Genomic DNA, 12,293 nt, shown 5'->3' on the forward strand with positions numbered 1-12,293 from the left:
TACAAAAGGGTAGATATATGTAGGAATAAGGAGTTTTTATGTAGAGGTTGATGGGAACGAAGGGTGGCGACTCTTGCAGGAAAAGCTAGAAAGTCGAGATGCTGGATGGAGTGGATGTGTTCTGTACGAAAGTGAAGCGGCAGCAACGAAGCTTGGGAAGCAGCTCGCCCCCGGCCGTAAAGGAAATCAACGGTTTTACTTTATTTTACTGTAAAGAAAAAAGACTGTAAGTAAACTCGAAATTCATTGAGTTTGTCCACAGTCTGAAACTACCGTGTAAGCGGTAGTTTTTTTGTTTTCAAGTGTGTACACGCCATAATCTATTCGTGAGGAGCGCTAATAGCAGCATCATCATACAAATCATTAGAATCGGTATAAAGATGTTGACGCGAAAGGTCTCAAACAATAGGCCATATCCCATTTGCCCAATGGGGGCCATACATTGTGAAACAGCCATCATAATAGCCATAACCTTACCTAAATTTTCATTGGGTGTTTCCTTTTGCACAAGGGTCATTACGTAAATTGAAATAATAGTCATCATCATTGCCATGACAAGAGCAGAGCCAATAAATAATAAGTATGAAGCATAATAGCCTATTTGAAGCATTGGTGGAATAACGGCTATAGCCATAGGAATGACCAAAATAGCAGTTAGCAATACCCAAACATATAGCCTATTAATTTTTAGCTTTTTAGCAAAATAGCCCATCGTTAATGCTCCAAATATGGTTGCTAAATCAATCATACCCATCCCTATTCCGTATAATGAATCACTAACATTTAATGTGACACGAAGGATGATGGGGACTCCTACGATAAAGAGCGGTGTAAATAATAAATTTAAGAAAGCCGCCAGTATCGTGCATTTTAAAATAAAGGATTGCTTCACAACATATTTAAATCCCTCTTTTATATCCTTGAATAAAGTCAAAACTAATTGTCCATCGTCATCCCGTTTCTCAAAAGGGATGGTCAAAAACATTTCTACAATTGCTGTAAAGAAAAATAATAGCCCACTTACTAGGACAAGAATTTTGATGCCAAGCATTCCATAAAGTATTCCTCCTAGGACAGGTGCAGCCACACCAGCTAAAGCTTGCACCCCATTCACAATCCCATTTGCCTGCTCAAGGTGCTGTTCTTTTACTAATAATGGAATACTAGCTATTACCGCTGGTGAATACATAGCGCTAATGATGGACAGGAGCACCATAACTACCCCTATCCCTAGAACTGAATGATATTCTGTCCACAATGTAATATAGAAAATCAATACAACGACACAACTAATGGCATCAAATAACACCATTAAATGACGTCGATTAAAACGATCGGCAAGGGCACCTCCGAATGGCGTGAGAAGTATAGGTATGCTTGAAATAGCAAAAAGGACGGCAAAAAGGTCTGCCCTACCCGTCACATCTAAAACAAAAAGGGATAGTGCAAATCTTAATAAGGCAGAACCTAAAATAGAGATAATCTGCCCAAATACAAGGATTTTAAAATCTTTTGAAAATCCTTTACCTTTTACGTATGTTTCCATGTAATGACTCCCCCCTAATTAGACCGACTGTCTGTCATTGTTTTTGTATAAAAAAAGTGTAGTGATAAGTTTAGATTTTGGTTGTGACTAAAACTTATACCACACTTTTAGACCGACTGTCGGTTTATGATTAGTATATGGGAACTCTCCAAAAAAAGGAACTTATTTTAATAATTTTTCAAAATTCCTCTGTTGACTAAATGTTTATTTGGTCAATAAAAGCTGTCATGGCATGACTTACATAGCGGTTCACTCGGTAAATAATGAAACGCACTTAGACTAGGAGTAGCATCTATCATACGAATGATACGCAATTACGAATCATTCATTTGCTGAATTAATAGATACGGCTGCCCGTAGCCCTATATTCGCACGAACTAGAAAACATTCGTCCCTATTCATCTGCTTCATGATATCAATAGAAGCAAGGATTTTATGATTTACCCGTGGAAATTTTTGATGAACAGAACGGTCCTTGTTTCTACTATATAACCAAATATTTAAATATGTTGAGTTTTCTTTATTAGTGAAATTAATGCTAGCCCTACTACACAAACTACCCCAATAAATAATAATAAAAATCCAATAGGAATTAAAAAGAATGGCTCCTCTAGTGTGCCATCTGATGCTACACTACTTCCTTTTATCATAAAGATCAAAAAACTAAGTAACCCTAAAATAAATGGGGTTGAAGCTAAAATGTATTTTTTCATTATTATAACTCTCCTTAAATTACTAATATTCCTGTACAAAACTTTTTTTAACCTTTACCGCAATCATCCTATGATTTCGTTAATAGGATACATCACGGATATATTTTAAGTCAATCATTTTTTATCGAAAAACAATAAATTTTTATTCTTATGCACTTTGTTTTTAATTGACATTATAAAACCCTAACGATAGAATGACCATAAAGCTCTATTGTAAATTTGGAAGGGTGATTTTATGAGCTATGAAGATTTAATGCAATGGAAAGGTTATTTGTTTTTAGATAATATAGTAGAGCCAGGGACAAACTCTTTGAGAATATCTATTAATAGAGCTGCCATTAGTTCTAAAAGTGATGATGTAAGCTTTGATGAATTTACATTTAACGATGTCTATCCTATTGAAATTGATACGACCCTCCCAGTCATAAATATAGAATTCGATTCTTATGTATCCTATTCTATTTATGATGAGTCATTTCATTTTGTAAGTGAGGAGGATGAATTCATAGGTAATTCCGTACGTTTATTTACAAAATCAGCTTATTTAGATTTTATAAGCAAAGGGACTATAGCTTTAGATATATACTCCTATAAAGAGCTATTCCATTATCAGATTGTTTGTTTAGACCATATAATTGATATTGTTTCATTCGATAAACCTACTCTATATAAGCAAGTGAATAATTTCTAAAACAGGAAACGTTATGTTGTTGCCTGTTTCATTCCGATAAATATAACCCGCAAACTTGGCCCCTTGCCGATCATGTATTAAATTGAAAACATTGTAAAAGTTTCCAAATTACTATTGTTTTTATATATTACATAAAAAAGAAAGGAGCATTGGATGAAAAAGATATTAGCAATCTTGCTTATTTTTACCTTTTTCCATCATAACCATATATATGTATTTTAGTAAATTAACTGGAAAATTAAAGGAAGCAGAAAGTGCATTTGAAAATTATATAGAGGCTCAAGGGGTTATTGAAAATAATATTAAATCTAAAGAATTTAATAAAAATTATAAATTTGGAGGTTATGATATTACTGTGACATATAAAGATGAACCGTCTTCATATGTATACGAGTATTTTTATAATGCCAAAACCAAAAAAATTAATTTGATTGTATTAGATGACGGAAGAAGTATCAATGAAGGTATTAAATACCCTCCAATCAAAGAATAAAATTATACGTCAAAAAAACAAAGAGGAGTAGACATAGCTACTCCTCTACTCTTTCTTTAAGTTGTTAAGCAGAAAAACATATAGAGGACGCAACTCCTCTCTTCCCTATTTATGTACAGGAGTATATACGAAAAAAGAAATCCAAATATTCACCACTCACATTGAGCGGTTATTTATATAATATTGAAAAATTCTTAAATTGGCTACTTGAAGAAGGTATTGTAGATGCTAAAAATATACGTGATATTCACTATGAATCATTATCTACGTTAGCAAAATTAGATGTGGAGTTATTCGTTGATAAAATGGCTTCTGAGATACTTTCAGGAGAGGATGATAATGAACCAAAGCGGCGCAGTAAGACCAGTGTAGCGAGGGCTGTACAGGCTTTAAAATCGCTCTTTCGTTATTTGACAGTTGAAACAGAAGATATAGTTACTCAAGAGCCCTATTTTAATCGAAATGTGATGTTAAAAATTTCAGTTGATTTAGAGCTGGAATCTAAATCTCGAAGAAGTAAACGTATTGAAAAGAAAACTTATAAATCAGATGAAATTGATGAGTTATTACATTTTATCGATGAAGAGTATGCAGCCACTTTGTCATCAAGAGAACTGCCCTATTTTGAAATGAATAAGATTAGGGATCTCGCTATACTAGCTGTACTTTTTGGGAGCGGTATACGCGGGAATGAATTAGTCGGACTTAAAATAAAGGATGTCTACATGAAAGATTGTTACTTAGATGTGATTCGTAAAGGTGATATTGCCGATTCAGTTGCAATTCGTCCTTCTGCCCTAACCTACCTAGAAGAATACTTGAAGCAACGTTCTAAATTATATAGTGTGAAAACAAATTATCCATTTGTTTTTGTTGCTAAGTCTCCAAATGGCACCGTAAAGCAAATGTCTAACCAAACATTAATTAGATTAGTTAAGAAGTACACAAATGCTTATGGAAAAGAAATCACACCTCACAAAGCAAGATATACGTTTTCAAAGCAGTATCAATTGGAAGGTGGAACTCTTATAGGGTTACGTTATCAGCTTGGACATCAAAATATAGAAACAACTTCTTTGTACACTACTGAATCTATGAAAGAACAAAAGGATGTAGTTACTCGAATGGACAAACCAAAGCACAATAAATAACTATAGAGTGTAGTTACTAATGCTAATTTAGGAGCCATTATATATGAAATGAGATGGATAAATGGAAAATAAACTAATCAAAGAAGAAATTAGTGAACAATTTTATTTATATAAAAATAAGTTAGGTATACATGAGGAAATCACTCTTTCTTTTAAGGGCATCGGTGATAGTGGAATGTATACAATGTTTAACAGTATTATTATAGACAATATAACTGTAAAACAGTGGACAACAAATCCTCACCGTACAAAATTTGTTATTATCCATGAGCTTGTTCATGGGAAGTTTAAAGAGTTAAAAAATCCTTTTTATATTGCTTTCCCATTTTTAATTCCCCCTGCAGTCTCATTAAAATATGCTATGCGGGAATTAAGAGCTAACACAATAGCTCATGAAAAATTAGATCGTAATCATGAGGTACTTGAAGACTATTTCACAAATTATTGTAAGATAAAAGATACTAGTACTAATTTGGCTTTGGGGTATGTTAGTGGAATAACTTATATAAATTTAATTAAAAGTAATCCTATTTGGAACAAACAAGCAATAGAAGATGCTATAGAGCATTTCACCTCAGAATACCCTAATTTTAGGAAAATATCTCTACATAAACTTGAGAAAATTAAGAGTGCGTTTATTCTACAGTTATAGTTTCCTCACTTTCCTTTTCAAATTGTGTTTTATTTACATTTAAATCAAAATAGAGCACCCCTAACAGTAGGATGGAAATCCATGTGTTAGGGGTGTTCCCTTTTATAATTAAATATTTTTTATTACAATTATATCATTTTCAGTTTCAAGTAAAAGAATGTCTTAAACTTAACTATTATTCAAGAACAATTTGGTACTATAATATAGTTTTTAAATTCCTATAATTTTTTTACTTCGTCATTAAGTCTTTCAATATATCTGTATTTATCTCATTCTTTGATTCGAAATATTGACTATCTATTTTCAAATAATCCCCTACTAAAATAATAGTATTTACTGTTTCGTTTTCATTTATTAAGTCTATTTTATAGCTATATCCTTTTAAATCCTTATTATTTGTAGGAATTACATTAATGCTGTCTAAGTACTGAACTATTTCATTAACCTCACTTACATTAGTGATAACAACTTGTTCTCCATTTTCACCGTTAACAATATTTACTTTTTCGACATCCTGATTAATATGCTTACTTACGCTCCCTTCATCCTCTGAACTACATGCTGATAATAAAAATAATGAAATAACAATGATTATCTTTGAAATATTTCTCATCTTTTTTCTCCTTTGATTAATAGTTTAGTTGAAAAGATAAAACAATAGGTAACAAATTATCCAATTATTTCTTTTTTTGCTATTTTTTTAAAAAAGAGTATGGTAATGTATATAATATAACAAAGGAGGGGAAAAAATGAAAAAATTACTTACTTTTTTATTTTGTTTAGCTTTTGCATTTCTGCATTTTTCATCTGCACAAGCTGCCGAGCAAGAATATACTTCTATAACTCAGGCAGAAGACAGTGCTCAAGAGTACTTACATATTGTTTCAGAGAACTCTTTTGATGAATGGAAACAGGCAAAATTACACGATGGTGTAGAACTATTTGATTTTGATGGTAATTTAACTTCATATGTATTTGAAGTTACTAATGAAAACGGTAATGATCAAGGTTATATTATTGTAAGTGCATTCCCTGAATTCCCTGGAGTAGTTGAATCTACAAGAGAAGGTTCAAGTCCTTATAAAAATGTTAATAATGGTGATGGTATTTACGTTGGACCATTGCTTTCATACGCTAAAATTGGAGATAGCATTCAAGATTTACAGAGTAATGAAGTCTTAGAAGAAAGTGAATTGAGAAGTCTAGGGACATTAAATAATCAAAATATAGAGGAATTAGTTGAAGAAACTAATCGGACTATCGGCCAAGATATGATTGCACCCTTTGCTGCTACTGACTATTCTTATAAACTAATCTCTGGAGTTCCCGATTATAGTTGGTATAGAGGCTGTGCCCCTACATCTGGAGCAAACATTATTAAGTATTGGAGAGATAATGGATACAGTGGTTTAGTACAAAGTACTACTACAGTCTCACATTTAATTGATGTTTTAGCAGATTCGTATATGTCTACTAATAGTTCAGGTGGAACTTCGGTAAGTAATATGAAATCTGGTATGAAAAAATATATGAATGATAGAGGCTATTCACCTACGATTGGCGATTCCGCTACTTTTGCTTATCACAAAGCGGAAATAAATGCAGGAAGACCAAGTTGGATTACGACTGCTAGTCACCCTGTTTGGGGTGATCATGCAGTAACTGGGGTAGGATTTGAAGAATATTATGATACGTCTTCACTATCATGGAAACGACAAATAATTGTTCATGACACATGGGATAGTACAGTAAAAGATTATTGGATATCATGGAGTTCTTATTTTGACCATGTAATTAGTATAAAAATGTAACTTTGAACCATGAGGTAACCCCTCATGGTTTTTTGTGTAAAGATTTGAAGAGAGTATCTTTATCAAGAATAGGAGCATATTTGCTTTTGCAATCCTGACAAGAATAAACGTTATTTATCTATAGAATGGGAAAAGAACCGACAGGAACAATTAGTCACTGCCGGTTCTTTTTATATAGTTTTCCCACTCTTCTATGGTCATGTCGATGACAAAATGATTATCACGTTTGATGAGTGGTAAGACCTTTTCTTCACTTTGGCCATCTTTATAATTAATACGTATATAATGCTCGTCTCGCCATGAATAATAGTCAAATCTTTTAATATTGGAATATTTTTTTGTAAGTAGGATGATAAGAATGCTTCAGGGGAGTTTTTTACGTCCTGGCGACTATACCATTCTTGAAAAACATCCTGTTTAAATAATTGTGTCCAGGAATCAATATCTCCTTGTTTAAGGATCCTGTTCAATTCCGCTACCCACTCCGCGTATGGATTAACAAATATGCTTTCATAAGGCGCAGTTACATCAATATTTTCAATAGGCTCCAACGCATGGCTATAGATATACTTTTTTGCTAAAGATGCTATTCTTTTAGCTTCTTCTTGGTTTGTAAATTGGATATCTAAATTGTTTTCAAAGATTATCAATTCTTCTTCTTTTAATCTCCTTGATCGGATACTCAAGAGAAAACACCTTTAATTACTAGGCATAGCCACTATTATTCCACCAATAATTTTTATATCAGGCTTCCCCTATTGCAAAACACTCTTTTATATTTTAAACTTCCTGATAAAACTTAGTCCCGTATAATGCTAGTTGTTTAAAGCTGATCTTAAAACCGCTTCTTCTAAAACATCTATGCCTCGCTCACTAGCCCTATGTTGAAGGTGATGATGATTTGAACATCACCTTTTATTTCATTTCACATTCAGTTCATAAACGCGTGCTATAGTAAAAGCCATAGGAACGATTTACGTTGTTTGAAGACATTGAAGGAGGCTTATTGCTTTGCAAGAAACATCAAAAGAAACTACAAAAAAACCAGATTGGCGACGATTTATACAATTAGTAAAACAAGCTGAACCACCTATTTGGCTCCTAGTTATCGCTTTAATTATGAGTTTAGCGACTACGGGCGTAGGTTTTATCGTCCCATTATTTACAAAACAATTAGTGGACGGCTTTTCATTAGAATCGCTTAATTATTGGCAAATCATTTTGCTTGGTATTGCTTTTATCGCTCAAGCCATTGCAAGTGGATTATCGATCTATTATTTGAATCGTGTAGGTCATCATGTAGTAGCAAAATTACGTGATCAACTTTGGCGCAAGCTGCTGCATTTACCTATCCCCTATTATGACGAAAACGATACAGGTGAAACATTAAGTCGTGTAACAAATGATACAGCAGTCGTTAAAGAGCTCATTACAGAGCATCTAGCAAACTGTTTATCGGGTGTTATTTCCATCATCGGCTCCATTATCATTCTTTTATTTTTAGATTGGAAAATGACATTAGTGATGTTAATCGCTGTGCCCCTAGCGATGGTTATTTTAATGCTACTAGGAAAACGCATGTTTGTGATTTCGAAAGGGATGCAAGACGAAACTGCTAAGTTTACTTCGGTATTAAATCAAGTTTTACCTGAAACACGCTTAGTTAAAGCTTCTAATGCGGAGCAAGTAGAATATGAGCGTGGGAAAAAGGGCATTACGAATCTCTTTAACTTTGGTTTAAAAGAAGCTAAAATCCATGCACTTATTTCACCATTAATTTCATTCGTTCTGATGTCGGTTCTAGTTGCTATTATTGGCTATGGAGGCGTTCGTGTTTCCTCTGGTGAACTGACTGCTGGTGATATGGTGGCTTTTATTTTATATTTAATCCAAATCATCATGCCCATGACACAATTGACCATGTTCTTTACTCAACTTCAAAAAGCAATGGGTGCCACTGAACGTATTAGTGCTTTATTGGAGCATGAAGAGGAGCATATCGAAGAAGGCATCACAGTTAATAAAATAGATCAGCCTATTTATGTTAACAATGTTGACTTTTCATACGGTGAGGATCCGATTTTATCCAATATAACCTTCACAATAGAGCCCGGCAAAGTAACGGCCATTGTAGGTCCAAGTGGTGGCGGTAAAACAACTACATTCTCTCTATTAGAACGGTATTACCAACCAACTAGCGGTACTATTACGCTAGGAAAAACGCCCATCGAGACATTTTCACTTCACTCCTGGCGTAGTCAAATTGGCTATGTAGCTCAAGAAAGTGCCCTGTTGTCTGGAACGATTCGAGAAAATATTTGTTATGGTGTTGACCGTGAAGTACAGGATGATGAGCTAGAAAGAGTGGCCAAAATGGCTTATGCTGATCAATTTATTAACGATCTTCCCGATAAGTTTGATACAGAAGTAGGCGAAAGAGGCATCAAGCTTTCAGGAGGGCAACGTCAGCGCATTTCTATTGCGAGAGCGCTATTACGGAACCCGCAAATTTTAATGCTGGATGAAGCTACATCAAGTTTAGATAGTAAATCTGAAATATATGTACAAAAAGCGTTAGATAATTTAATGCAAGGTCGCACAACATTAGTCATTGCTCACCGCCTATCAACGGTAGTAGATGCCGATCAAATACTATTTGTAGAAAAAGGACAGATTACAGGGTGTGGCACACATGAAACACTCTTTGAGACGCATGCCATGTATCGTGAGTTTGCCATGCAGCAATTACGAATTAAAGAGAACTAACGAAGGGAATTATTTAAATGACCAAACTATTAATGGTAGATGATGATGCCCATATTCGAGAATTAGTAAGAGTATTTCTTCAAAATGAAGGTCTCGAGGTGATTGAAGCAACGGACGGTGTCGATGCACTGTCCAAGCTAGCCTCTGAAAAGGTTGATATGGTTATCATGGACATTATGATGCCAAAAATGGATGGTTGGGCTTTATGTGAGGAAATTCGTTCATATCATACAGACCTCCCTATTCTCATGCTCACTGCAAACGGAGAAACCGCCCAAAAGGTCAAGGGTTTCCATTTAGGGACAGATGACTATTTAGTAAAACCCTTTGAGCCTGCCGAGCTAATTGTACGTGTAAAATCGATATTAAAACGCTATCGTATTGCGCTCTCTCAAGTAGTAGAAGCTGGCAACGTTAAACTCAATCGTCATACACTTGAAGTGGATCTGAATGGAGAAATCATTGTCCTTCGTTTAAAGGAATTCGAACTACTATTTACATTAGCGAGCTATGTGGGCAAAACATTTTCACGCGAACAATTGATTGAAGAAATTTTGGGCTATGATTATGAAGGAGACGAACGCACAATAGATGTCCATATAAAAAGAATACGCGAGCGTTTTCCTCAGGAGATCAGCGGCTTTGCCATCCGCACTCTTCGCGGTCTTGGCTATCGCTTGGAACTAGCCTCATGAGAAAACGAAAATTTCTTGTCAGAGTTCTATTTGTTCTATTCCTCTTTCTCATTACCAATACTCTATTTGCTTTTATTTCTTATCATGTAATGGAATGGCTGTATGGTCAGTTAGGTACAGAACCCCATGATTTTTGGCAGCAATTAGGCACCGTCCTCGGTGTTTTCGTACTCTTTGCCTGTTCGGCCGCTATTATCTTCCTAATTGGGCTCAATCGACAACGGAACTACTGGGACGCTATTGTGGAAGCATTAAGACAGATGGCGAAAGGAGATTTTAATATCCAATTAGATGTAAAAGGCAATGAGGAAGACCAATTCGGTCAATTAATCCATGGCATCAATCATATGGCTATTGAATTAGGAGAGCTTGAAAGAATGCGACAAGAATTTATTTCAAACGTCTCCCACGAAATCCAATCACCTTTAACGTCTATTAATGGCTTTGCGAAGGCTCTTAAGAACATACATCTACCGGAAGAAAAGCGGCTACATTACTTAGACATTATAGAATTGGAAAGTAATCGGTTGTCCAAGATTAGTGATAATTTACTGAAGCTGACTTCGTTAGAATCACAGCATCATCCATTTGAAACAACAACCTATCGACTGGATAAACAATTGCGAAATGTCATTCTGGCTCTTGAACCTAATTGGGTAGCTAAACAACTGGACTTTGATCTCCAGCTAGACAATATAACTATTACCGCAGATGAGGATTTAATGAATCAGGTTTGGATGAATTTGCTAACGAATAGTATTAAATTCACACCCGACAATGGAATAATCACTTTGTCTATGACGCAGCATGACAATACCATTACCATCATTGTCCAAGATACTGGCATAGGCCTATCCGAAGAACAGCAAATGCATATATTTGAACGATTTTATAAGGCCGACCAATCACGGACAGCTACAAATGGTGGGAGTGGGCTTGGTTTAGCCATCGTTAAAAAAATTATTGATATGCATCACGGGACCATCATCGTTGAAAGCAAGCTTGGTGAATTTACAGCCTTTTTGATTACATTGCCCATTGATACTACAAAAACTCGTGCAAACGACTAGAGATGTCTGCACGAGTTTTTTTATTAGTAAGCCACCTTTCTAAAATATTGATACACTTTGTTCAGCTTTTGCTGGTGCTTCCCTTTTTTACTTTCCATGTTACCAAACTCAAAAAACTTCACTTTCTTCATTCCCACAAAACTAAATAGCGCTCTTTTCATCAAAATTTTATGCGCATTATTCAGCCATAGCAGCGGATAATTGGTTGGTCCCTTCATCGTGGACACACATACAACCGACTTCCCTTTCAAGAGTCCTTCTGGGAATAATCCTTTAGTATCTCGATACGCAAAATTCGATGCAAACAATTGATCGATATAGCCTAACAGCATAGCAGGTGGTCTCCCCCACCATATTGGATAGACAAATACAATCTGATCTGCCCAAATCAGCTGTTGACGATACTTTTCCAATTGCGGATCACGATACATATCCCGACGTCGTTTATGCTCATGGAAAATTAAACGCGGATCGAATTCTTCTTTATATAAATCTAGTAGCTGTATCTCATCAATGGCAGGATTCTCTTGACAACCCTTCATCACTTCCTGTAAAAATGCATAATTTAAGCTCTTATGGTTTGGATATGTATAGACAATTAATGTTTTCATATTACGCCTCCATTACTTATCATTTGATAACTAAATAATAATCGATTCATTTTTTATTGTCAAATGATAATTGTTTTAAGATAAGTTATTTGTT

At 34.8% G+C, this 12,293-nt stretch carries 14 protein-coding genes; 9 read left to right on the forward strand and 5 right to left on the reverse strand.

The window, feature by feature from the left end:
* Positions 1-73 precede the first annotated feature (73 nt).
* Positions 74-214: a hypothetical protein gene (locus ACOZBY_RS14475; RefSeq protein ID WP_012293737.1), complete on the forward strand. Its 141-nt coding sequence runs from the start codon at positions 74-76 to the stop codon at positions 212-214.
* 84 nt (positions 215-298) lie between these two features.
* Here the strand turns inward: ACOZBY_RS14475 and ACOZBY_RS14480 are convergent, their stop codons facing one another.
* Entirely contained in the window at positions 299-1,546 is a 1,248-nt protein-coding gene (locus ACOZBY_RS14480; protein ID WP_031417177.1) for an MFS transporter, read from the reverse strand.
* A gap of 500 nt (positions 1,547-2,046) precedes the next feature.
* On the reverse strand, positions 2,047-2,259 hold the full coding sequence (locus ACOZBY_RS14485; protein WP_012293735.1) for a DUF3955 domain-containing protein: 213 nt from the start codon (positions 2,257-2,259) through the stop codon (positions 2,047-2,049).
* Between the two features lie 235 nt (positions 2,260-2,494).
* Here ACOZBY_RS14485 and ACOZBY_RS14490 point away from each other — a divergent pair, with 235 nt between their 5' ends.
* The 4 genes from ACOZBY_RS14490 to ACOZBY_RS14505 all read left to right on the forward strand — a co-directional run bounded on the left by ACOZBY_RS14490 (position 2,495) and on the right by ACOZBY_RS14505 (position 5,246).
* A complete protein-coding gene (locus ACOZBY_RS14490; RefSeq protein WP_422762506.1) occupies positions 2,495-2,950 on the forward strand; it encodes a hypothetical protein in 456 nt (151 codons plus the stop codon).
* Positions 2,951-3,155: 205 nt separating this feature from the next.
* Complete coding sequence (locus ACOZBY_RS14495) at positions 3,156-3,443, forward strand: DUF3139 domain-containing protein (protein ID WP_373561639.1); 288 nt, start codon at positions 3,156-3,158, stop codon at positions 3,441-3,443.
* Between the two features lie 80 nt (positions 3,444-3,523).
* Entirely contained in the window at positions 3,524-4,594 is a 1,071-nt protein-coding gene (xerS, locus tag ACOZBY_RS14500; RefSeq protein ID WP_422762521.1) for a tyrosine recombinase XerS, read from the forward strand.
* A gap of 61 nt (positions 4,595-4,655) precedes the next feature.
* Positions 4,656-5,246, forward strand: a complete 591-nt coding sequence (locus ACOZBY_RS14505; protein WP_036166044.1) for a hypothetical protein — start codon at positions 4,656-4,658, stop codon at positions 5,244-5,246.
* A gap of 229 nt (positions 5,247-5,475) precedes the next feature.
* On the opposite strand, the gene ACOZBY_RS14510 is transcribed toward ACOZBY_RS14505, so the two are convergent.
* Positions 5,476-5,859 (reverse strand): hypothetical protein, encoded by a 384-nt coding sequence (locus ACOZBY_RS14510; protein WP_036166042.1) that lies wholly within the window; start codon positions 5,857-5,859, stop codon positions 5,476-5,478.
* Between the two features lie 136 nt (positions 5,860-5,995).
* On the opposite strand from ACOZBY_RS14510, the gene ACOZBY_RS14515 reads away from it, so the two are divergent.
* The gene (locus ACOZBY_RS14515; protein WP_036166039.1) at positions 5,996-7,057 is read left to right on the forward strand and encodes a C39 family peptidase; all 1,062 of its coding nucleotides are present in this window, start codon (positions 5,996-5,998) and stop codon (positions 7,055-7,057) included.
* A gap of 197 nt (positions 7,058-7,254) precedes the next feature.
* Here ACOZBY_RS14515 and ACOZBY_RS14520 read toward each other — a convergent pair whose 3' ends face one another.
* A complete protein-coding gene (locus ACOZBY_RS14520; RefSeq protein WP_036166036.1) occupies positions 7,255-7,743 on the reverse strand; it encodes a hypothetical protein in 489 nt (162 codons plus the stop codon).
* A gap of 325 nt (positions 7,744-8,068) precedes the next feature.
* On the opposite strand from ACOZBY_RS14520, the gene ACOZBY_RS14525 reads away from it, so the two are divergent.
* From ACOZBY_RS14525 to ACOZBY_RS14535, 3 genes are read left to right on the forward strand one after another with little or no spacing between them, the layout of a single operon-like run.
* Positions 8,069-9,823: an ABC transporter ATP-binding protein gene (locus ACOZBY_RS14525; RefSeq protein WP_031417184.1), complete on the forward strand. Its 1,755-nt coding sequence runs from the start codon at positions 8,069-8,071 to the stop codon at positions 9,821-9,823.
* A 17-nt stretch (positions 9,824-9,840) separates the two neighbouring features.
* Positions 9,841-10,518, forward strand: coding sequence for a response regulator transcription factor (locus ACOZBY_RS14530; RefSeq protein ID WP_422762507.1), 678 nt, complete (start codon positions 9,841-9,843; stop codon positions 10,516-10,518).
* On the forward strand, positions 10,515-11,588 hold the full coding sequence (locus ACOZBY_RS14535; RefSeq protein WP_289449238.1) for a sensor histidine kinase: 1,074 nt from the start codon (positions 10,515-10,517) through the stop codon (positions 11,586-11,588). The genes ACOZBY_RS14530 and ACOZBY_RS14535 overlap by 4 nt, the downstream gene beginning before the upstream one ends.
* A 23-nt stretch (positions 11,589-11,611) precedes the next feature.
* Here ACOZBY_RS14535 and ACOZBY_RS14540 read toward each other — a convergent pair whose 3' ends face one another.
* Complete coding sequence (locus ACOZBY_RS14540; protein ID WP_031417187.1) at positions 11,612-12,199, reverse strand: NAD(P)H-dependent oxidoreductase; 588 nt, start codon at positions 12,197-12,199, stop codon at positions 11,612-11,614.
* Between the last annotated feature and the right edge of the window lie 94 nt (positions 12,200-12,293).

The sequence above is a fragment of the Lysinibacillus sp. NPDC056220 genome (assembly GCF_049315265.1).
In the GTDB taxonomy this organism is placed as follows: Bacteria; Bacillota; Bacilli; order Bacillales_A; family Planococcaceae; genus Lysinibacillus; species Lysinibacillus pinottii.

Bases quoted from the DNA above. Each gene is read 5' to 3' on its own strand.
- ACOZBY_RS14530 (WP_422762507.1), top strand. From the start codon at position 9,841: ATGACCAAACTATTAATGGTAGATGATGATGCCCATATTCGAGAATTA.
- ACOZBY_RS14490 (WP_422762506.1), top strand. From the start codon at position 2,495: ATGAGCTATGAAGATTTAATGCAATGGAAAGGTTATTTGTTTTTAGAT.
- ACOZBY_RS14540 (WP_031417187.1), bottom strand. From the start codon at position 12,199: ATGAAAACATTAATTGTCTATACATATCCAAACCATAAGAGCTTAAAT.
- ACOZBY_RS14485 (WP_012293735.1), bottom strand. From the start codon at position 2,259: ATGAAAAAATACATTTTAGCTTCAACCCCATTTATTTTAGGGTTACTT.
- ACOZBY_RS14535 (WP_289449238.1), top strand. From the start codon at position 10,515: ATGAGAAAACGAAAATTTCTTGTCAGAGTTCTATTTGTTCTATTCCTC.
- ACOZBY_RS14505 (WP_036166044.1), top strand. From the start codon at position 4,656: ATGGAAAATAAACTAATCAAAGAAGAAATTAGTGAACAATTTTATTTA.
- ACOZBY_RS14480 (WP_031417177.1), bottom strand. From the start codon at position 1,546: ATGGAAACATACGTAAAAGGTAAAGGATTTTCAAAAGATTTTAAAATC.
- ACOZBY_RS14510 (WP_036166042.1), bottom strand. From the start codon at position 5,859: ATGAGAAATATTTCAAAGATAATCATTGTTATTTCATTATTTTTATTA.
- ACOZBY_RS14515 (WP_036166039.1), top strand. From the start codon at position 5,996: ATGAAAAAATTACTTACTTTTTTATTTTGTTTAGCTTTTGCATTTCTG.